The sequence below is a fragment of the Lelliottia nimipressuralis genome, from assembly GCF_004115925.1.
Lineage (GTDB): Bacteria > Pseudomonadota > Gammaproteobacteria > Enterobacterales > Enterobacteriaceae > Enterobacter > Enterobacter nimipressuralis.
Window position 1 is genome coordinate 33,781 of sequence record NZ_SDDX01000017.1, and the last position, 19,813, is coordinate 53,593.

The 19,813-nt window shown below is 57.1% G+C and carries 19 protein-coding genes; 7 read left to right on the forward strand and 12 right to left on the reverse strand.

Going from position 1 to position 19,813, the window contains the following annotated elements:
- The first annotated feature begins 3 nt into the window (after positions 1–3).
- Positions 4–1,269 carry an MFS transporter gene (locus ETG88_RS14015; RefSeq protein WP_129035609.1) on the forward strand — a complete coding sequence of 422 codons (1,266 nt, stop codon included), beginning with the start codon at positions 4–6 and terminating at the stop codon, positions 1,267–1,269.
- Between the two features lie 40 nt (positions 1,270–1,309).
- Here the strand turns inward: ETG88_RS14015 and rhaM are convergent, their stop codons facing one another.
- The 9 genes from rhaM to rhaB all read right to left on the reverse strand — a co-directional run bounded on the left by rhaM (position 1,310) and on the right by rhaB (position 11,176).
- A complete protein-coding gene (gene rhaM, locus ETG88_RS14020; protein WP_100778347.1) occupies positions 1,310–1,624 on the reverse strand; it encodes an L-rhamnose mutarotase in 315 nt (104 codons plus the stop codon).
- Positions 1,621–2,769, reverse strand: coding sequence for a lactaldehyde reductase (gene fucO / locus ETG88_RS14025; RefSeq protein WP_129035610.1), 1,149 nt, complete (start codon positions 2,767–2,769; stop codon positions 1,621–1,623). The genes rhaM and fucO overlap by 4 nt, the downstream gene beginning before the upstream one ends.
- 98 nt (positions 2,770–2,867) lie before the next feature.
- Positions 2,868–3,872 carry an ABC transporter permease gene (locus ETG88_RS14030; RefSeq protein WP_100778349.1) on the reverse strand — a complete coding sequence of 335 codons (1,005 nt, stop codon included), beginning with the start codon at positions 3,870–3,872 and terminating at the stop codon, positions 2,868–2,870.
- Positions 3,869–4,873 (reverse strand): ABC transporter permease, encoded by a 1,005-nt coding sequence (locus tag ETG88_RS14035; protein ID WP_129035611.1) that lies wholly within the window; start codon positions 4,871–4,873, stop codon positions 3,869–3,871. Before ETG88_RS14035 ends, ETG88_RS14030 begins: the two co-directional genes overlap by 4 nt.
- Positions 4,873–6,384, reverse strand: coding sequence for a sugar ABC transporter ATP-binding protein (locus ETG88_RS14040; protein WP_129035612.1), 1,512 nt, complete (start codon positions 6,382–6,384; stop codon positions 4,873–4,875). Before ETG88_RS14040 ends, ETG88_RS14035 begins: the two co-directional genes overlap by 1 nt.
- 68 nt (positions 6,385–6,452) lie before the next feature.
- Positions 6,453–7,439, reverse strand: coding sequence for a rhamnose ABC transporter substrate-binding protein (gene rhaS, locus ETG88_RS14045; protein WP_100778352.1), 987 nt, complete (start codon positions 7,437–7,439; stop codon positions 6,453–6,455).
- A gap of 83 nt (positions 7,440–7,522) precedes the next feature.
- On the reverse strand, positions 7,523–8,353 hold the full coding sequence (gene rhaD, locus ETG88_RS14050; RefSeq protein ID WP_100778353.1) for a rhamnulose-1-phosphate aldolase: 831 nt from the start codon (positions 8,351–8,353) through the stop codon (positions 7,523–7,525).
- 97 nt (positions 8,354–8,450) lie between these two features.
- On the reverse strand, positions 8,451–9,710 hold the full coding sequence (rhaA, locus tag ETG88_RS14055) for an L-rhamnose isomerase (protein WP_100778354.1): 1,260 nt from the start codon (positions 9,708–9,710) through the stop codon (positions 8,451–8,453).
- Complete coding sequence (gene rhaB, locus ETG88_RS14060) at positions 9,707–11,176, reverse strand: rhamnulokinase (RefSeq protein ID WP_129035613.1); 1,470 nt, start codon at positions 11,174–11,176, stop codon at positions 9,707–9,709. Before rhaB ends, rhaA begins: the two co-directional genes overlap by 4 nt.
- A 301-nt stretch (positions 11,177–11,477) precedes the next feature.
- Between rhaB and rhaS (ETG88_RS14065) the strand changes: the two genes are divergently transcribed.
- Both rhaS (ETG88_RS14065) and rhaR read left to right on the forward strand, forming a co-directional pair.
- On the forward strand, positions 11,478–12,314 hold the full coding sequence (gene rhaS / locus ETG88_RS14065) for an HTH-type transcriptional activator RhaS (RefSeq protein ID WP_100778356.1): 837 nt from the start codon (positions 11,478–11,480) through the stop codon (positions 12,312–12,314).
- Positions 12,315–12,386: 72 nt separating this feature from the next.
- Complete coding sequence (gene rhaR / locus ETG88_RS14070) at positions 12,387–13,235, forward strand: HTH-type transcriptional activator RhaR (RefSeq protein ID WP_100778357.1); 849 nt, start codon at positions 12,387–12,389, stop codon at positions 13,233–13,235.
- Here the strand turns inward: rhaR and rhaT are convergent, their stop codons facing one another.
- Positions 13,236–14,270 carry an L-rhamnose/proton symporter RhaT gene (gene rhaT / locus ETG88_RS14075; RefSeq protein ID WP_102105684.1) on the reverse strand — a complete coding sequence of 345 codons (1,035 nt, stop codon included), beginning with the start codon at positions 14,268–14,270 and terminating at the stop codon, positions 13,236–13,238.
- 289 nt (positions 14,271–14,559) lie between these two features.
- On the opposite strand from rhaT, the gene sodA reads away from it, so the two are divergent.
- Together sodA and yiiM are read left to right on the forward strand one after the other, a co-directional pair.
- Positions 14,560–15,180, forward strand: coding sequence for a superoxide dismutase [Mn] (gene sodA, locus ETG88_RS14080; protein ID WP_010436906.1), 621 nt, complete (start codon positions 14,560–14,562; stop codon positions 15,178–15,180).
- A 74-nt stretch (positions 15,181–15,254) separates the two neighbouring features.
- The gene (gene yiiM / locus ETG88_RS14085) at positions 15,255–15,929 is read left to right on the forward strand and encodes a 6-hydroxyaminopurine reductase (RefSeq protein ID WP_129035614.1); all 675 of its coding nucleotides are present in this window, start codon (positions 15,255–15,257) and stop codon (positions 15,927–15,929) included.
- A gap of 86 nt (positions 15,930–16,015) precedes the next feature.
- Here the strand turns inward: yiiM and cpxA are convergent, their stop codons facing one another.
- Entirely contained in the window at positions 16,016–17,389 is a 1,374-nt protein-coding gene (gene cpxA, locus ETG88_RS14090; RefSeq protein ID WP_100778360.1) for an envelope stress sensor histidine kinase CpxA, read from the reverse strand.
- Entirely contained in the window at positions 17,386–18,084 is a 699-nt protein-coding gene (cpxR, locus tag ETG88_RS14095; RefSeq protein ID WP_006179159.1) for an envelope stress response regulator transcription factor CpxR, read from the reverse strand. Before cpxR ends, cpxA begins: the two co-directional genes overlap by 4 nt.
- Before the next feature lie 150 nt (positions 18,085–18,234).
- Between cpxR and cpxP the strand changes: the two genes are divergently transcribed.
- Both cpxP and fieF read left to right on the forward strand, forming a co-directional pair.
- Positions 18,235–18,735, forward strand: a complete 501-nt coding sequence (gene cpxP / locus ETG88_RS14100; protein ID WP_100778361.1) for a cell-envelope stress modulator CpxP — start codon at positions 18,235–18,237, stop codon at positions 18,733–18,735.
- Positions 18,736–18,887: 152 nt separating this feature from the next.
- Positions 18,888–19,793 carry a CDF family cation-efflux transporter FieF gene (fieF, locus tag ETG88_RS14105; protein WP_102105683.1) on the forward strand — a complete coding sequence of 302 codons (906 nt, stop codon included), beginning with the start codon at positions 18,888–18,890 and terminating at the stop codon, positions 19,791–19,793.
- Positions 19,794–19,813: the final 20 nt, after the last annotated feature.

The window sequence follows — 19,813 nt, forward strand, 5'->3', positions numbered from 1 at the left end:
ATAATGAACACGACTGCCTGTACCCACAAAGACAACCCCAATTTCTGGATTTTCGGGGCGTTCTTCTTTCTCTACTTCTTCATTATGGCCACCTGCTTTCCGTTCCTGCCGATCTGGCTGTCGGATATCATCGGCCTGAATAAAACCCATACGGGGATTGTTTTCTCCTGCATTTCGCTCTCGGCGATTGCGTTCCAGCCGGTGCTGGGGGTGATCTCTGACAAGCTGGGGCTGAAAAAGCACCTGTTATGGATCATCGCCATTTTGCTGTTCTTGTTCGCCCCCTTCTTCCTCTACGTTTTCGCGCCGCTGCTGAAAATAAATATCTGGCTCGGGGCGCTGAGCGGCGGGCTGTATATCGGCTTTGTCTTCTCGGCGGGCTCCGGGGCGATTGAAGCCTATATCGAGCGAGTGAGTCGCAACAGCTTCTTCGAATACGGTAAAGCGCGAATGTTCGGCTGCCTGGGCTGGGGACTGTGCGCCTCCACGGGCGGCGTGCTGTTCAGTATCGATCCGTCGTTTGTTTTCTGGATGGGCTCAGGCGCGGCGCTATTGCTGATGCTCCTGCTGGTGGTCGCCAAACCAAAGCCAAACCAGACCGCCGAAGTGATGAACGCGCTGGGCGCCAATCAGCCGCAAATCACCGCCAAAACCGTCTTCACCCTGTTCCGCCAGCGCAAAATGTGGATGTTTATTTTGTATGTGGTTGGCGTGGCCTGCGTGTATGACGTGTTTGATCAGCAGTTTGCCACCTTCTTTAAATCGTTCTTTGCGACGCCGGAACAGGGGACGCGCGCCTTTGGTTTTGCGACCACGGCCGGAGAAATTTGTAACGCGATCATTATGTTCTGCTCGCCGTGGATCATTAACCGCATCGGCGCGAAAAACACCCTGCTGATTGCCGGGCTGATTATGGCCACGCGCATTATCGGCTCGTCCTTCGCCACTACCGTGACGGAAGTCATCGCCCTGAAAATGCTTCACGCGCTGGAAGTGCCCTTCCTGCTGGTGGGGGCGTTTAAATACATCACTGGCGTGTTTGATACCCGCTTGTCTGCGACCATCTATCTGATTGGCTTTAACTTTGCCAAACAGTCGGCGGCCATTTTCCTGTCGGCGTTTGCAGGGAATATGTATGACCGGATCGGCTTCCAGGACACCTATCTGATGCTCGGATGCATTGTGCTGGCGGTGACGGTGATTTCGGCGTTTACGCTGAGCAGCAGGCAGCAAATCGCGGCAGGACGCGGCACGCTGGAGGCAAGCTAAATAAAGGAAAACGCTGCCGCGAGTGCGGCAGCGTGAACGGTTACTCGAGGAAAAACACCTCTTTCAGCTCCGCACTCACCGGGCTGTTGTCCGGGTTTGCGGGCATCACATCGCGCATGTGTTTCCACCAGCGCTGGCACACGTCGGTATTCGCCACCGCGTTCCAGCGCTCTTCCGATTCAATCTCAACGCTGGCAAACAGCAGGTTGCGTTCCTTGTCGAGATAAATGGCGTAATGGTGCGCACCGTGGTCTTTCAGCACCGATTCCAGCTCCGGCCAGATCGGGGTGTGGCGGCGCTGATACTCCTCGTGAGCGTCAGGGTTCACCTGCATCACAAAGGCTTTGCGGATCATAGGGCCTCCAGATACAGCTCGCGCACATCGTCGCGGCTGGCAGTGCGTGGGTTACAGGGCGCACACGGATCGGCGAGGGCTTTATCCAGCCAGCCTTCGATATCCGCTTTGGTCACGCCAAGCTGGCTGAAGCCAGAAGGAATACCGACGCGCGTACTCAGGGTGCGAATGGCGTTGATCGCCTCCATGCTGGCCGCTTCATCGCTCATCCCGCGCGTCTCCACGCCCATCGCCTGCGCCACGCGGGCGAAACGCGCCACCGCGTTCGGGCGGTTAAAGTTTTCGATGATCGGCAGCAGGATGGCGTTGCAGACGCCGTGCGGCAGATTGTGCGTCGCCCCCGGCTGATGCGCCAGCGCGTGAACCAGCCCTAACCCGGCGCTGTTAAACGCCATGCCTGCCAGGTACTGGCCGAATGCCATCTGTTCGCGTGCTTCGAGGTTGTGCCCGTCATCGACGGCTTTCGGCAGCCAGAGGCTGATCAGGCGAATCGCCTCAAGGGCATTGGCATCGGTGAGCGGGTGAGCGCCCACGGAAACATAGGCTTCGATAGCGTGCGTCAGGGCGTCCATCCCCGTTGCGGCGGTGACGGAGGCAGGGATATCGAGCATCACGCTGGCATCATCCACGGCGATATCCGGGATAATATTGGGGTCGATAATCACCTCTTTTACCTGACGCTCGCTGTCGATGATCACCGCATTGCTGGTCATCTCCGCCGCAGTACCTGCTGTGGTGTTAATGGCCACCAGCGGCACACCGGCGTTTTTGACTTTGCCGACGCCGGAATAGGCGGTCGACGGGCCAGGGTTGGCGGTGAGGATTTTAATCGCTTTCGCCGTATCAATCGGGCTGCCGCCGCCGAAGGCGATGACGTAATCGCAGCGGGCGCTCTGATAGCCCGCAAACCCTTTCTGTACCAGCGCTTCCGTCGGATTCGGGAACACTTCGTCAAAGAGGTGATACGACATCTGATGGGCGTCCAGGGCGGTAAACAGGCTGTCGAGCAGCCCCATTTTCACCAGCTGTCCGTCAGTGACGATAAGCGCCTTGCCCCACTGTTTGCTCGCCACCAGATTAACCATGTCACCGATCGCGCCCGCGCCGTGCAGGCTGATTTTGGGAAGTGCCAACATAAAACTCATGATAATTCTCCTTAATTACTGTGATTTTTATGCCCGGCGGCGCGACGCTTGCGGGGCCTGCGGTCAGGCAGGCCAGATAAGCGAAGCGCCACCCGGCATTAGATCCGTCTTCGCTGCATAATCCGTCGGGTGATAATTGGCAGCGAAATCACCACTATCAGCATCGCACCGATAATCACCGACATCACAATGCCGGGCACGTTGAGCAGGCTCAGGCCAAAGGTCACCAAGCCCATCAGGAAGGCGGCGATAATCACGCCCACCATGCTGCCGGAGCCGCCGAGAATATTGACGCCGCCGAGCACCGCCATCGTCACCACCGCCAGTTCCCAGCCCATCGCAATCGTCGGGCGCGTACTGCCAAGGCGCGAGGTGAGCAGCACCGAGGCCAGCCCCGACATCAGCCCGACCAGCGCGAACAGCAGTAGGTTGTGGCGCTTCACGTTGATGCCTGAAAACCACGCCCCGGTCGGGTTATTGCCAATGGCGTACGTCCGGCGGCCAAAATTGGTGCGATGCAACACGAAGGCAAACACCGCCGCCAGCAGGATAAACAGCGCGAATTCAAACGACAGCGCGCCCCACACATAGCCCTGCCCGAACCAGGCGAAGCTCTCGGGCCAGGTGTTCAGCGCCTGATCGCCGAGCAAAATGTAGGTAATGCCGCGATACAAACTCATGGTGCCGATGGTGATCACGATGGACGACAGGTTAAAGCGTGTGACCAGAAAGCCGTTGAACAGCCCACACAGCAACCCGACGCCTAATCCCACACAGACCAGCAGCGGCGTATCTACACCCGCCGCCGCGCAAAAGCCCATCGCTGTCGAGCTGAGCGCGATGGTCGATGCCACCGACAGGTCGATTTCACGGGCGATGATCAGCATCGCCATCGGCAGCACAATGATCGCTTTTTCGGTGAAGTTGAACGTTGCGTCAGAAAGGTTCCAGATATCGAGGAAATAGGGCGAGGCGAGGGCGTTGACGATAAACACCGCCAGCGTTACCGCCAGCAGGAAGCCCTCCCAGCACAACAGACGCTGGAAAATCCCCGTCGCGGCCGGACGATTTTTGATCTCTTCCGTAGTCATCATTTTGCTCATGAGTTCACCGCCTGTTTCTGACGCGCCAGCGCCGCATCGCGCAGGATCAGCCGTCCTTTGCGTTTGTTGCCGCGTTCATTGAGCAGCACCGCAATCACAATCACCGTCCCGGAAATCGCCATCTGCCAGAACGGAGAGACGCCAATCACCGGCAGCGCGTTATTGATCACGCCAAGGAACAGCGCGCCAAACAGACAGCCCAACACCCGGCCCGTGCCGCCCATGGTGCTGATACCGCCGATCACGCACGCGGCGACCACCTGCAGCTCAAAACCGTTGGCGACATCGACGTAGGCGACAGCGAAACGTGAAATCCACAGATAGCCGCAGAATCCGGCCAGCGCGCCTGACAGGCAGAAACTGACGAACTGCATTTTGCCTGCGTTGATCCCGGTGTAATACGCCGCCGTGGCGTTGCCGCCTGCTGTGTAAAAGGCGCGCCCGGTGCGGCTGTAGCGCAGGAAATAGCCGACCAGCAGCAGGGCCGCAATCGCGCACCAGCTCAAAACGGGCAGACCGAGCAGTGACGCGCGCGGCAGGGCGAGAAAATCCGCGCCCATCTGGTTGGAGTTCACCCAGCCACCGCCGGTGAGCAGGAAGATAATCCCGCGATAGATGCTCATGGTGCCGAGCGTCACCACAATCGCCGGAATACCCAGTTTCCACACCAGCAGACCGTTGATGACGCCCATCAGCAGACCGAGCGCCGTTGCCAGAATCAGCAGAGCCCAGACGGGCACGGCGGGATAATGGAAGTTGATCAGGGCGACAATCATCCCCGTCAGCGCCAGATTCGCCGCCATCGACAGGTCGATGCCTTTGGTCAGCAGAACCATCATCTGGCCGAGGGCGAGAATGATGAGAATCGAGGTGTCGTTAAACATCTCCACCAGGTTTCCCGGTGCGATAAACGACGGCACGCGGCTGCCGATGGCAATGATCATCAGTACGATCACCGCCCCCAGCAGGGCTTCGCGGTGTTTCAGGAGTTGCTTCACCATTACGCGGCCTCCTGTTTTGCACCGCTGGCCGCGCTGACGATGGTTTCCGCCGTCGCCCCGCCCGCCGGGTATTCCGCCACCATCAGCCCTTCATGCATCACGATGATACGGTCGGCCATGCCCATCACTTCCGGCAGTTCCGACGACACCATAATCACCGCCAGCCCCTGTCCAACCAGCTCGGACATAAACTGATGAACGGCCGCTTTCGAGCCAATATCGATGCCTTTTGTCGGCTCATCGAGAATGATCACCTCAGGATGCGTCGCGAGCCATTTACCGATGACCACTTTTTGCTGATTGCCGCCGGAGAGGGTTTCGACCGGCTGTTTCCAGCTAAACGCCTTCACCTGCAGCCGTCTGGCGTATTCATCGGCCAGCGCCCATTCGCGCTCCTGATTTAACACCCCGCCGGGATTGAGCCTGCTGAGCTGCGGCAGGCTGATGTTCTGCGCAATCGACAGTTCGATAATCGCTCCCTGCTTCTGCCGCTCTTCCGGCACGCAGACAATCCCCGCGCGGATGGCATCGGCCGGCTGGCGGAAATTCTGCGCCTGACCGTTCAGCACAATCTCGCCGGAGGAGGGACGGGTGACGCCGGAGAGCGCCTGCATCAGCTCGGTACGCCCGGCGCCGACCAGTCCGTAAAAGCCAAGGATTTCGCCTTTGCGCAGGGAGAATGAGATGTGCGCGAATTCGGTCGGATGGCAGAGGTCTTTGACCTCCAGCACCGTCGCCCCTTTTTCGCACGCCACTTTCGGGAAGGTCTGGGTGATAGCCCGGCCTACCATCATTGCCACCATCCGCTCTTCGGTGATGTCGTTGATCGCCCCTGCGCCGACGAACACGCCGTCGCGCAAAATGGTGTAGTGATCCGCCAGCTCGAAAATTTCGTCGAACTTGTGCGAGATAAACAGGATCGCTTTGCCTTCCTGTTTCAGGCGCTCAACGATCTGATAAAACTCGAGGATTTCGTGCTGCGACAGGGCGGCGGTGGGTTCGTCGAGGATCACCACCTGCGCCTCAAACGACAGAGCGCGGGCAATGGCCACCATATGACGCTGGGCGATACTCAGTGTTTTAAGCGTCGCGCGCGGGTCGATTTGCACCTCCAGGCGGGTGAGGATCTCCTGCGCCCGGCGATGCATCTCCGGCCAGTCGAGCTTTCTGAAAAAGCCTTTATGCAGATACTGGCCGACAAAAATATTTTCGGTCACCGACAGCTCATCAAAAAGCACGGTTTCCTGATGAATAGCGGTAATCCCGACTTTGTGTGCCGATTCCGGCGTCGGGAGATGAATGGGGATGGCTTTATAGAGGATTTCGCCCTCTTCGGGCTGATAAATCCCGGTCATCACTTTGACCAGCGTCGATTTGCCCGCGCCGTTTTCACCGATAAGTGCGGTGACTTTGCCGGGCCAAAGCTCAAGCTGTACGTTCTCAAGGGCGCGCACACCAGGGAAAACCTTGGTGATGCCCTTAAGCTCCAGCAGCGGTGTGGATGCGTTCATGAGAGTTCTCCATCAAAGGGGATCTTGTGGGCCGGATGGCGCGACGCTTCTCCGGCCAACAAAACGCATCAGAAGATTTTTGAGAACTTATCAATATTGCTCGCATCGTAGACGAACGGCTCAGCCATCGCGCCACTACCGTCGGCATCGAGCTTCACTTTGCCCAGTTTGCCCATGCTGGCTTCATCTTTGGTGGCGGTACCTTTCACCAGGTCGTCGGCTAGATAGGTGGCAGCGTAACCCAGATCGATCGGGTTCCAGATCGCGAAGCTTTTGCTCGCCCCGGATTTCACCGCGCCGGCCATTTCAGACGGCAGGCCTAACCCCGTCACATACACTTTGCCGATTTTGCCCTGGTCTTTCACCGCCTGCGCGGCAGCCACGATCCCGACCGACGACGGGGAGACGATCACTTTCAGGTCGGGATAGGTTTTCAGCAGGCCAACCGCTTCGCGGTAGCTCTTATCCGACAGATCGTCGCCATAGGCTACGGTCACCAGATTGACGGACGGATACTGCGGCAGCACCTTTTTCATCTCGGCAATCCAGGTGTTCTGGTTTGTGGAGGTCGGGGTGGCGCTCAACACCGCCACGTCGCCTTTTTCGACGTTCAGGGCTTTCAGCGCATCGGCGGCCAGCTTAACGTTGGTTTCACCGATCAACGCGTTATTAGACGGATTCAGGTGGATCTGACGCCCGGCTTTTGCCACGCCGGAATCCCATGAAACCACTTTGATCCCACGCTGCATCGCCTTTTTCAGCACCGGCACCAGCGCATCGGGATCGTTCGCGGAGATGGCGATCGCATCCACCCCCTGCGCGATCAAGCCGTTCAGCACTTCGATCTGCGCTTCGGCGGTGGTGGTGGTCGGGCCGGTATAAATGACTTTCACATCACCCAATTCTTTGGCGGCCTCCTGCGCGCCCACGTTCGCTGCCTCGAAGAATCCATTTCCCAGAGATTTCGCCACCAGGGCGATTTTTACTTCTGCTAAAGCGGAACCGGACAACGCCAGAGCGGCAACGGTGAGGATTAAGCTTGTCTTTATTTTCATTGCTTTTACTCCACTGAATTGAGTGTTGTGTAGGGTTTGCAGGTGTTTTTTCGCCCCGTCTCAGTGAGCGGGGCGCGATGTTTTTATTTGTACAGCTCTAATGCCGATTTCAGTGGGGTGACGCCAAAGCGTTTACCCAGCGCAATCAGCTCTTCCTGAGTGATGGTCTGTTTCATTCCGCCCATGGAATAGACCTTAACCAGCACTTCAGCCGACTTCTCAGCGGTGTCGATCAGGCCAAAGGCTTCATCAAGCGTCGGACCACTGCCGAAGACACCGTGGAATGGCCACAGTACCAGGGAATGTTTTTGCATCTCTTGCGCGGTGGCTTCGCCGATTTCATCGGTGCCTGGCACCATCCACGGCAGAATGCCCACGCCGTCCGGGAAGACCACCAGACATTCGGTGCTCCCTTCCCACAGTTTGCGGGTGATGAAATCCGTGGTGTTTTCCAGCACGTAGGTCAGGGCGATCAGGTTGGTCGCGTGGCAGTGCATGATCACGCGGTCTTTGCCGTCCGTCGCTTTGATGCGCTCGCAGTGGGAGAGGAAGTGCGCCGGGAGTTCAGAGGTCGGCACCGCTTCGTTCGTCAGCCCCCAAAGAATGTGGTAGCCCGCGCCGTCGCTGTCCACTTTTACCACGCCTAAATTCGCTGCCGGATCGAGCTGCACATTGCGGAAGAACTTGCCGGAACCGGTGACGATAAACGGCGTATTGGCGAGCAGCGGCATCGGCTGGCTCAGGGCGATATAGCGTGGTTTCGGGTGGAAATCCGCTTCGAACGGCGCAATGTCGGCGTCGTCCAGGCGCAAGGTCAGGTTGCCGCCGTTGCGCTCGTCCCAGCCTTTTAGCCAGGCGTCGGTGGTGGCTTTGATCATGCCCTGGACGAACCAGGCGTTGGTGATGGTGTGCATAGTCTTGTGATTCCTTTGAAAATGTCGGGCGACGCGTAGCGATCCCCGCTGACAAGTGTTCGTAAGCCCGGCAGGCGAAGCGCCGCCGGGCGCTGTTTTAGCTGCGAGTCGCTAACACCTCTTTCTCATACGCCCGCACGTTGTCCAGCCACTGGCTGCCCGCTGGCGCATCGTTGCGCTGACAGTACATTTCCCACACGGCCTGCCACGGCAGGGATTTCTGCTCTTCCAGCAGCGCCAGACGCGCCGTGTAGTCGCCTTGCTCTTCCAGCGCGCGCAGGGCCGCCGTCGGCTCCAGCAGCGCGCGCAACAGGGCTTTCTTCATGTTGCGAGTACCGATCACCCACGCCGCAATGCGGTTGATCGAGGCGTCGAAGAAGTCGAGACCGATATGCACGCGGTCGAACAGATCGTGGCGAATAATTTCGCTGGCGATGGCCTGAGTCTCGTCATCCAGCAGGACCACGTGGTCGCTGTCCCAGCGAACCGGGCGGCTCACGTGCAGCAGCAGGCGCGGGATGTACAGAATGGCGGCGGAGATTTTGTCGGAGATCACCTCAGTCGGATGGAAGTGGCCCGCATCCAGGCACAGCGCCGTCTGGCGGCTGGTGGCATAGCCCATGTAGAACTCGTTGGAGCCCACGGTGTAGCTCTCAGCGCCGATGCCGAACAGCTTGCTCTCCACCGCATCAATGTGATGCGCCGGGTTCAGCTTTTCGCTGATCACCTCGTCGAGAGCGTCCAGCAGGCGCTGGCGCGGAGCCAGGCGGTCAACGGTGATATCTTTCATGCCGTCCGGGATCCAGATGTTCATCACCGACGGCGTGCCGAGCTGTTCACCGAAATACGCTGAAACGCGGCGGCTGGCTTTGACGTGGTCGATCCAGAACTGGCGAATCTCGTCGTCGGAATGGGAGAGGGTAAAACCGTCGGCGCTCAGCGGATGCGAGAAGCAGGACGGGTTAAAATCCAGACCCAGTTTGTTGGCTTTTGCCCACTCCACCCAGTTCTTAAAGTGTTCCGGTTTGATTTCGTTACGCGCGACCGGCTCGCTGGATTCGAGATAAATCGCGTGCAGGTTCAGGCGTTTTGGTCCCGGAATTAAACTGAGCGCCAGCTCCAGATCGGCACGCAGTTCGGTGGCATTGCGCGCTTTGCCAGGGTAGTTGCCCGTCGCCTGGATGCCGCCCGTCAGTGCGCCGCCGGTATTTTCAAAACCTGCGACGTCGTCGCCTTGCCAGCAGTGCATGGAGACCGGCAGACGGTCGAGCTGACGCAGCGCCTCTTCGACATCCACGCCCACGGCGGCGAAACGCTGTTTAGCCAGTTCCCAGGCTTGTTCAAGTTGAGTGGTCATGCGCAAAGCTCCTTTGTCAGTCGTTTTTGCTGAAACTGCGCCTGATAGCGGGCAATTTCATGGCAGGGATTAGGGGTAAACGTGGTGAGCGGGTAGTTGTTCGTCACCAGCGTTCGGAAATCGTCAACGTTCGAAAGCTCGTCCAGGGTCATCAGCTGGATGCCGATATTGCCGAGCGTCGAGGCCTCAACAGGGCCGGCGACCACGGTGATGCCGCAGGCGTCGGCGCAAAGCTGGTTCAGCAGCTGGTTCTGGCAACCGCCGCCGACAATGTGCAGCTGGCTGAACGGTTTGCCGCGCAGAGCCGCCAGTTCGTTCAGCACGTCGGCGTAGAGCAGGGCGAGGCTGTCAAAAATGCAGCGCGCCAGTTCCGCCGGGCTGTGCGGCACGGGCTGGGCGCTCTCACGGCAGGCGGCCTGAATTTCATCGCTCATGTTGTGCGGATTGATAAAGCGGTCGTCGTTCGGATTGATCACGAAGCGGCAGGCAGTCAGTTTTTCTGTCTCGGCGATAAGGCGCGCCAGGTCGGTGACGTTCTGCTCTTTCAGCACGCGCTGGAGCAGCCACAGCCCCATGATATTTTTTAGCACCCGGTAGCGGCCTTCCGCGCCGCCTTCGTTGGTGATGTTTGCCGCCAGCGACTTTTCGCAGGTGCACGGCGTTTTGCTCTCAAAGCCCATCAGCGACCAGGTGCCGGACGAAAGATAGGCCGCGTCGTGGTCTGCCAGCGGAGAGGCAATCACCGCGCTGGCGGTATCGTGACTGGCGACGGCGACGACCGGGATTTCATTCTTCTGCGGACAAATCCAGTGACCGATCACATTGCCGGGGTGGGTCGGGGTGCCAAACCAGCTGGCGGAAGCGCCCGTCCAGTTGAGCAGGTTTTCATCCCAGTTATCGGAGTTGATATTCACCAGCTGGGTGGTGGTGGCGTTGGTGTATTCCCAGTTCATCTTGCCCGTCAGGCGATAGCTGAAGTAATCCGGGATCAGCAGCGCGTGGGCGACGTTTGCCACCAGTTCGGGCTGCTGTTCCACCAGAGCGCGCAGCTGGTAGAGGGTGTTAAAGGGTAAAAACTGGATGCCGCTGCGCCCGTAGATATCGGCTTTACCGAGCTGATCAATGGCGCGAGCCATCACGCCATCGGTCCGGCTGTCGCGATAGGAGACGGGCAGGCCGATGCGCTCGCCGTGGCGGTCGAGCAGCACAAAATCGACGCCCCAGGTATCAATCCCGATGCTGTCGATCAGAATGCCGTCGTCGCAGACTTTGTTCAGGCCAGTGCGGATTTCCGCCTCCAGGCTGTCAATATCCCAGGTCTCGACGCCGTCCTGCTTTTGTAGGCAGTTACCGAAGCGATGGATTTCACGAAGCGAAAGTGCGCGCTGTGCAGGCGTATAGCTGGCAAGCATTACGCGCCCGCTGGATGCACCTAAATCGACAGCCACACAATGGCGAGAGGTCATAATTCGGTCCTTCTTGGAGTCATTGCGAAACAGTCTAAGAAAGGGAAGAAAAACGCACCTTCTTGCCACTGACAGGCAAAATCGCGCGCTGGCAAGAAAGCAAAGATGAACGTGAGGAAGTTCACAGTTTCCTGTTATGGCGGGGATTTCAGCCCATGTGACCGTTGCCGCATTTCCGGATCTTTCCCGCTGTTTCTTGAAAAACTGACAGGCTTTGCACGCTTTGGTGTCGAAAATTGAAGGTGAGAAACCCGGCCCTTAATTACTATTTTGAGAACATTTCTCATTGGTGGTGGCCGATATGACCGTACTGCACAGCGTGGATTTTTTCCCTCACGGAAGTTCGCCGGTGGCGATCGAACCACGGCTTCCTCAGGCGGCTTTTCCTGAACATCATCATGATTTTCATGAGATTGTGATTGTTGAGCACGGTACGGGCATTCACGTGTTTAACGGCCAGCCCTACACCATCAGCGGTGGAACCGTGTGCTTTGTGCGCGACCACGATCGGCACTTGTATGAACATACGGATAACCTGTGCCTGACCAACGTGCTCTACCGTTCACCGGATGCGTTCCAGTTTCTCTCCGGGCTGAACCAGCTTCTGCCGCAGGAGAAGGATGGGCACTATCCGTCGCACTGGCGAGTGAATCAGTCCACCCTGCAGCAGGTGCGCCAGCTGGTGGGGCAGATGGAAACGGTAGAGGAAAATGCGGAAACGCATACGCGCGCCAGCCGTGAACTGTTGTTCATGCAACTGCTGGTTCTGCTGCGTCGCAGCAGCCTGGTGGAAGGGGCCGAAAACAATGATGCGCGCCTTAATCTGATGATGGCCTGGCTCGAAGAACACTTCGCGGAAGAGGTGTGCTGGGAAACAGTTGCCGATAATTTTTCCCTTTCCCTGCGCACGCTGCATCGCCAGCTCAAGCAGCACACGGGCCTGACGCCGCAGCGCTATCTCAACCGGCTGCGCCTGATCAAAGCGCGACACCTGCTGCGTCATACGGACGATAGCGTGACGGATATCGCTTATCGCTGCGGATTTGGCGACAGTAACCACTTTTCGACGCTGTTCCGTCGTGAATTCAGCTGGTCGCCGCGCGAAATTCGTCAGGGCCGGGATGCGTCACTTCAGTAACGCGAGGAGAATCACCGTTTTTTTGCCGTAAAACAGCTAATAATGTCAGGTTATTAGCCGTTGAGGTGAGTTGTGGGCGCTCCGTTAATCCTTCGCAAATCCGATTTTTTTGCCAGTGCCGGGCAGGCTGTCGCGGTGGCCGATCGCTATCCGCAAAACGTCTTTGCCGAGCACACGCACGAGTTTTGCGAGCTGGTGCTGGTGTGGCGCGGCAACGGTTTGCACGTCCTCAATGACCGCCCCTACCGCATCACCCGCGGCGATCTGTTTTATATCCGCGCGGAAGATAAACACTCCTACGCCTCGGTCAACGACCTGGTTTTGCAGAACGTGATTTACTGCCCGGACAGGCTAAAGCTCAACGTCGACTGGGCGGGGCATATTCCCGGGTTTAATGAGGCGCACACTGCGCCGCACTGGCGATTGAGCAGCAACGGCATGACTCAGGTACGCCACGTCATCACCCAGCTAGAACAGGAGAGCCTGAAGGCCGAGCCGGGGGCGAACGAGATGGCCGAGCTGCTGTTTGCCCAGTTGGTGATGACCCTCAAACGCTATCGCTACGCAACGGATAATCCTTCTGCCACGGCGCAGGAAGCGCTGCTTGATAAGCTGATTACCACGCTTGCGGGCAGCCTGAATCGCAGCTTTGTGCTGGAGAAATTTTGCGAGCAGGAGCAGTGCAGTGAGCGTACCTTGCGCCAGCAGTTCCGTACCCAGACGGGGATGACGGTGAACCACTATCTGCGCCAGCTGCGTATCTGCCACGCACAGTATCTGCTGCAACATACGGAACTGATGGTGAGTGAAGTCTCGACGCGCTGTGGCTTTGAGGACAGTAACTACTTTTCCGTGGTGTTTAACCGCGAGGTGGGGATGACGCCGGTTCAGTGGCGTCATCACAGTCGAAAAGCGGCGTGATCAGTTCGCCATGCCAAGGCCAACAATGTTGGCGGCAATAATAATCACCACGCAGCCCAGGCTCAGCACGCTCACCGGACGCCGTCCGGCGTTGTTCCACTCTTTCAGCACCAGCCCCACAATCCCGCCGCACAGCACGTAGAAGCTCATGTGCAGCATCCAGCTCATGTAGTCATACTGCGGTGGAATGCTGGCGTGGCCCCAGGCGTAGAAGAAGAACTGCAGATACCACATCAGGCCGCCCAGTGCCGACAGCAGCACATTGGTGATGATCAGGTGTTTTGCCAGTGAGAAGTCGGCTTTTACAGACAGGTTCTTCACTTTTGCCAGACGAATAAAGCAGAAGCCGAGGTTCACCAGCGCACCGCCGCCCATAATCACCACGTAGCTTGGCAACGCAACATAGAGCGGGTCCACGCCCAGCGCTGCTGCGGCTTCGTGCATCGGCTTGGCGGCGTTCATGGCGAAAGACATCCCGGCGGAGAAAATGCCGCACATCACCGCCAGAATCAGCCCTTTCTTCAGGTTGAACTCTTCGGCGCGGATGCCCATTTTACGCTCTTTCAGTTGGCCTGCGCGGGTGACTATCCCCACGCCAATCACCGCTACCAGCACGCCGAGCAGCGTCATCTGGCCGCCTTTGGTGTTGATCAGCACGTCGAAATTACCGTTCAGGATTGGCGTCATCAGCGTGCCGACAATCAAGGTGATACCAATGGCGATCCCGATGCCCATCGACATCCCGAGATAGCGCATGGTCAGACCGTAGTTGATATTGCCGATGCCCCACATCGCGCCGAACAGAAAGACCGGCAGCAGCGTGGAGGCGCTAAAGGAGGAGAAGTACCCCCAGAAATCGGGCAACAGCATGGCGCTGATGGTCCATGGCAGGATCAGCCAGGAAACCGTACCGCCCACGGACCACATGGTTTCCCATGACCAATGTTTGACCTTTTTAAACGGGGCATAGAAACAGGCTGCACTGGCTGCGCCTATCAAATGCCAGAAAATACCCATCGTAATCGCATGATTCATTTTTACGTCCTCATCGTTTTTATAGGCCGGTGGCTTCCCTCCGACCCGATGAGTGTAAAAATTAAGCGGCGAGCGAACCTTCAGAAGGTTGCCGCACTTTTCTTGTCCATGGCAATCAGCGCGTTAACCACGTGAGCAGACTCACAAATTCGGCATTGGCACAAAAATGGATAACCTTATAAAAAGTACGGCATTGATAATCATTTTCAATATCATTTAATTAACTATAATGAACCAACTGCTTACGCGGCATTAACAGCTGTGCCGCCCGACAATAATGGAGAGGATTATGAGTTATACACTGCCATCCCTGCCGTATGCCTATGACGCACTGGAACCGCATTTTGACAAGCAGACGATGGAAATCCATCACACTAAACACCACCAGACTTACGTGAACAACGCGAATGCGGCGCTGGAAAGCCTGCCAGAATTCGCCAACCTGTCTGCTGAAGAGCTGATCACCAAACTGGATCAACTGCCAGCAGACAAGAAAACCGTTCTGCGTAACAACGCTGGCGGTCACGCGAACCACAGCCTGTTCTGGAAAGGCCTGAAAACCGGCACCACCCTGCAGGGCGATCTGAAAGCCGCTATCGAGCGTGATTTCGGTTCCGTGGACAACTTCAAAGCTGAGTTTGAAAAAGCAGCAGCGACCCGTTTCGGTTCTGGCTGGGCATGGCTGGTACTGAAAGGTGACAAACTGGCTGTGGTTTCTACCGCGAACCAGGATTCCCCGCTGATGGGTGAAGCGATTTCTGGCGCGTCTGGTTTCCCAATCGTGGGTCTGGATGTGTGGGAACACGCTTACTACCTGAAATTCCAGAACCGTCGCCCGGACTACATCAAAGCGTTCTGGGACGTGGTGAACTGGGACGAAGCAGCGGCACGTTTCGCAGCTAAAAAATAAGGTTGCACGATAGCCTGTGAGAAGCGAGTCTGATGACTCGCTTTTTTTGTATCTGCAGAAAGGAGCCATGATACATGCAACATCCGGTGAATGTGTTTACAGGCAAGATCAGGGAGTACGACGGCAGCCGTCCGAGCGCGATTGCCAAAGTGCAGGTCGACGGTGAACTGACGCTGACCGAACTCGGGCTGGCGGGGGATGAGCAGGCCGAGAAAAAAATCCACGGCGGGCCGGAGCGCGCGCTGTGCCACTATCCGCGCGAACACTATCTGCACTGGGCGCGTGAGTTTCCTGAGCAGGCGGATCTGTTCGTTGCGCCGGCATTTGGCGAGAATCTGTCGACGGACGGGCTGACCGAAAAGAACGTCTTTATCGGCGATATTTTCCGTTGGGGCGAAGCGCTGATTCAGGTCACACAGCCGCGCTCGCCGTGTTTTAAGCTCAACTACCATTTTGGTCTCAGCGATATGTCCGCGCAGCTGCAAACGGCAGGCAAAACTGGCTGGCTGTATCGGGTGATTCAGGGCGGGCAGGTATCGGCGGATGCGCCGCTGGAACTTGCGTCACGCCTCAGCGAGGTGTCGGTTTATGATGCCTGTGCGATCGCCTGGCATATGCCCTTTGATGACGAGCAGTATCGCCGTTTGTTGTCAGCAGCAGGGTTATCGACAAGTTGGTCGAGAACGATGCAGAAGCGCCGCATCAGTGGGCAGATCGAAGATAATTCGCGGAGATTGTGGGGCAAATAATCCCCACGCGGTTCCTCTTCCCACAAGGCGAGGGGAGGAAAACCGTAGGCCGGGTGAGGCGTCGCCGCCGCCCGGCCCCACAGTCACTAGGAACGCTTATACAGTGGCAACCATAGCGTCAAACGTAATCCACCCAGCGGGCTATCGTCGGCTTTCACCCAGCCGCGATGCTGTTGAATGGCGGTCTCAACAATCGCCAGCCCAAGCCCTGTCCCACCGGATTCGCGATCGCGCGCTTCATCGGTGCGATAGAACGGACGGAAAATCTGCTCGCGGTCTTCCGGGCTGACGCCTGGACCGTCATCATCCACGTTGATGGTGATGCCGTCTTTATCGACCGAGAACGCCACCTCAATCTTCGTATGCGAATAGCGCAGGGCGTTACGCACGATATTCTCCAACGCGCTCTCAAGCGTGTTGGGGTTACCGTACAGCGGCCACGGGCCTGGCGGGAAGTTGACGGTGAACGATTTGCCCATCTGCTCGGCTTCGAACGCTGCGTTATCCAGCACCTCGTGCCACAGGTGATTGGCTTTCACCGTTTCGCTGACCAGCGCGTTTTTCTGCTGATTGCGCGACATCACCAGCAGATCGTTGATCATGCTGTCCAGACGATGCGCTTCCATCTCAATACGCTCCAGCTCCTTGCTCTCACCGCTGCGACGACGCAGCAGGGCGGTGCCCAGCTGTAAGCGCGTCAGCGGCGTGCGCAGCTCGTGGGAGATGTCCGACAGCAGGCGTTGCTGGCTGGTCATCATCCGTTCAAGTGCTGTCACCATCTGGTTAAAACTGGCTCCCGCGGCGAGGAATTCTTGCGGCCCGGCTTCCAGTTCCGGGTGCTGTCGCAGGTTACCCTGCGCCACTTCATCAGCGGCATTTTTCAGCTTACGCGCGGGTTTTGCCAGGCTCCACGCCAGCCATAACAGCAGCGGAGAACTCAGCAGCATGGTCACAATCAGCAGCAGCAGCGGTCGGTCAAACAGCAGGTTGATAAAGTCGGTCTGGGAGCTGCTCGCCGGTCGAATCAGATAGAGTTGGTAATTATCTTCCCCATCCTTGATGGAAAATGGCCCTACCATTTCTACCCGACCGTATTTCTTTTTCTGCGGGTGATCGGCGTTATCCGCCTGGCCAATGAAGTTGCGGATGATCTGCATTTCATTGCGTTCCGCGCCAATCACGCGGCCTTCGCTGGTAACCAGCAGCAGGCGTTGTCCGGGCGGCGCCCACTTGTCGATAGCGCGAAACAGCCTGCGCCACCACATCAAATCGTTAGGCGGGTCGTTTGCCAGCTCGGCTTCTACGTGTTGCTCGATCATCACGCCCTGACGTTGCTCGCTGTCGAGAAGCTCCGTCATCTGGCGTGAGTCGAGTTTTGGCAACATCAAAACCAGCATTAAAACCAGTGCCAGCGTCAGCCAGAAAATGGCGAAGATGCGGGCGGTTAAACTGCCTATCATGAAGCGGAAACCATCAGATAACCGCGACCACGCAGGGTTTTAAACCATGGGTGCCCGTCTTTGCGCTCCGGCAGCTTACGGCGCAGGTTAGAGATGTGCATGTCGATGGCGCGGTCAAACGGCGTGAGGCGCTTGCCGAGCACTTCCTGGCTTAAATGTTCACGCGAGACCACCTGGCCGAGATGCTGGGCCAGCAGATACAGCAGGGTGAACTCGGTGCCGGTCAGTTCCAGCGTCTGGCCGTCAAAGCTCGCTTCCTGGCGGCCCGGGTTCAGGCTCAGAGAGTCCACTTCTAACGTTGGAGAACTGTTGTCAGTATTCTGCTGCTGCTCGCTCCAGTGGGAACGGCGCAGGATTGCGCGAATACGAGCAACCAGCTCGCGGTCGTTAAACGGCTTGGGTAAATAGTCATCCGCGCCCAGCTCAAGGCCGAGAACGCGATCCAGTTCGCTGCCGCGCGCGGTCAGCATGATTACAGGTGTCTGGTGTGTCTGGCGTAATTCTTTCAGCGTATCAATACCGTTTTTCTTCGGCATCATCACGTCAAGCAAAAGCAAGTCGATGCTGTCATCAAGCAGGCTCAGCGCCTGTTCCCCATCGTGGGCAACCAGCACGTTAAAGCCTTCCATGTCGAGCAACTCTTTTAACAGGGATGTGAGCTCTCGGTCATCATCAACTAACAGGATTTTATTCATTGTTTAAATACCTCCGAGGCAGAAATTACGACATCAAGGCTATCTAATCCATGACTTTACGTTGTTTTACACCCCCTGACGCATGTTTGCAGCCCGAATCGTAAACTAGCTCTCGTTGAATCGCGACACGAAAGATTTTGGGAGCAAGTGATGCGCAAAGTTACCGCTGCCGTCATGGCCTCAACACTGGCGTTTAGTGCTCTTAGCCAGGCTGCTGGAGTCATCACCGGCGATAACGGTCCCTCGGCAGAGGGTATTACGCAGCACAGTGGCCAAAGCAATATGTTTGACGGCATAAGTTTAACCGAACATCAGCGTCAACAGATGCGAGATCTGATGCACAGGGCACGACACGATCGACTCCCTGTTAATGTTAGCGAAATGGAGACAATGCATCGCCTTGTCACCGCAGAAAATTTTGACGAAAGCGCTGTGCGCGCTCAGGCAGAAAAGATGGCGCAGGAACAAGTTGCCCGCCAGGTCGAAATGGCCAGGGTTCGCAACCAGATGTTCCATCTGCTATCGCCCGAGCAGCAAGCGGTTTTGAACGACAAACATCAGCAACGTATGGATCAGTTGCGTGAGGTTGCCCGGATGCAACAAAGCTCTGAGATAAAGCTTTTTAGTAGCAATACCCGTAGTAACCAGTAGACCCTGTTTTCCTTGCCATAGACACCATCCCTGTCTTCCCCCTCATGATGAGGGGGTTTTTTTTGCCCTTCATTCAAGTTTGTTAACCGTTTATTCATCCTTGACTCCTTTTCCATCCGTTATACTAGCGGCATGGCATGACAGGAGTGTTTATGAATCAATCCTATGGCCGGCTGGTGAGCCGCGCCGCAATCGCCGCGACGGTTATGGCGTCGTGTTTGCTGATCATCAAAATCTTTGCGTGGTGGTATACCGGCTCGGTCAGTATTCTGGCCGCGCTCGTGGATTCGCTGGTGGATATCGCGGCATCCCTTACCAATCTGCTGGTGGTGCGCTATTCCCTGCAACCAGCGGATGAAGAGCACACGTTTGGCCACGGAAAAGCGGAATCGCTGGCGGCGCTGGCGCAAAGTATGTTTATTTCCGGCTCGGCGCTGTTCCTGTTTTTGACCGGTATCCAGCATCTGGCGTCACCGACGCCGATGAACGATCCGGGCGTTGGGGTTATCGTTACCGTTATCGCACTTATTAGCACAATTGTTCTGGTAACTTTCCAGCGCTGGGTGGTTCGCCGAACGCAAAGTCAGGCAGTACGGGCAGATATGCTTCATTATCAGTCTGATGTTATGATGAATGGCGCGATTCTTATTGCGCTCGGACTGGCGTGGTACGGATGGCATCGTGCCGACGCATTGTTCGCGTTAGGGATTGGGGTTTATATTTTATACAGCGCCTTACGCATGGGTTATGAAGCAGTGCAATCGCTTCTGGACCGCGCGCTGCCCGATGCCGAACGCGCAGAGATCTTTGAAATCGTGACCTCCTGGCCCGGCGTCAGTGGTGCTCACGATCTTCGTACGCGGCAGTCAGGGCCGACCCGCTTTATTCAGATTCATTTAGAAATGGAAGACAATTTACCGCTCGTTCAAGCGCATTTAGTGGCTGAGCAGGTAGAGCAGGCGATTTTGCAGCGTTTCCCGGGTTCAGACGTGATTATTCACCAGGACCCCTGCTCGGTCGTCCCCAGGGAAGGCAAAGGACATTTTGAGCTTTCGTAATTCGTTGTAAAAAAGTGAGC

Excerpts from the sequence above, each read along its gene's own strand:
- ETG88_RS14015 (WP_129035609.1), top strand. The coding sequence starts at position 4 with ATGAACACGACTGCCTGTACCCACAAAGACAACCCCAATTTCTGGATT.
- rhaM (WP_100778347.1), bottom strand. The coding sequence starts at position 1,624 with ATGATCCGCAAAGCCTTTGTGATGCAGGTGAACCCTGACGCTCACGAG.
- fucO (WP_129035610.1), bottom strand. The coding sequence starts at position 2,769 with ATGAGTTTTATGTTGGCACTTCCCAAAATCAGCCTGCACGGCGCGGGC.
- ETG88_RS14030 (WP_100778349.1), bottom strand. The coding sequence starts at position 3,872 with ATGAGCAAAATGATGACTACGGAAGAGATCAAAAATCGTCCGGCCGCG.
- ETG88_RS14035 (WP_129035611.1), bottom strand. The coding sequence starts at position 4,873 with ATGGTGAAGCAACTCCTGAAACACCGCGAAGCCCTGCTGGGGGCGGTG.
- ETG88_RS14040 (WP_129035612.1), bottom strand. The coding sequence starts at position 6,384 with ATGAACGCATCCACACCGCTGCTGGAGCTTAAGGGCATCACCAAGGTT.
- rhaS (WP_100778352.1), bottom strand. The coding sequence starts at position 7,439 with ATGAAAATAAAGACAAGCTTAATCCTCACCGTTGCCGCTCTGGCGTTG.
- rhaD (WP_100778353.1), bottom strand. The coding sequence starts at position 8,353 with ATGCACACCATCACCAACGCCTGGTTCGTCCAGGGCATGATCAAAGCC.
- rhaA (WP_100778354.1), bottom strand. The coding sequence starts at position 9,710 with ATGACCACTCAACTTGAACAAGCCTGGGAACTGGCTAAACAGCGTTTC.
- rhaB (WP_129035613.1), bottom strand. The coding sequence starts at position 11,176 with ATGACCTCTCGCCATTGTGTGGCTGTCGATTTAGGTGCATCCAGCGGG.
- rhaS (WP_100778356.1), top strand. The coding sequence starts at position 11,478 with ATGACCGTACTGCACAGCGTGGATTTTTTCCCTCACGGAAGTTCGCCG.
- rhaT (WP_102105684.1), bottom strand. The coding sequence starts at position 14,270 with ATGAATCATGCGATTACGATGGGTATTTTCTGGCATTTGATAGGCGCA.
- sodA (WP_010436906.1), top strand. The coding sequence starts at position 14,560 with ATGAGTTATACACTGCCATCCCTGCCGTATGCCTATGACGCACTGGAA.
- yiiM (WP_129035614.1), top strand. The coding sequence starts at position 15,255 with ATGCAACATCCGGTGAATGTGTTTACAGGCAAGATCAGGGAGTACGAC.
- cpxA (WP_100778360.1), bottom strand. The coding sequence starts at position 17,389 with ATGATAGGCAGTTTAACCGCCCGCATCTTCGCCATTTTCTGGCTGACG.
- cpxR (WP_006179159.1), bottom strand. The coding sequence starts at position 18,084 with ATGAATAAAATCCTGTTAGTTGATGATGACCGAGAGCTCACATCCCTG.
- cpxP (WP_100778361.1), top strand. The coding sequence starts at position 18,235 with ATGCGCAAAGTTACCGCTGCCGTCATGGCCTCAACACTGGCGTTTAGT.
- fieF (WP_102105683.1), top strand. The coding sequence starts at position 18,888 with ATGAATCAATCCTATGGCCGGCTGGTGAGCCGCGCCGCAATCGCCGCG.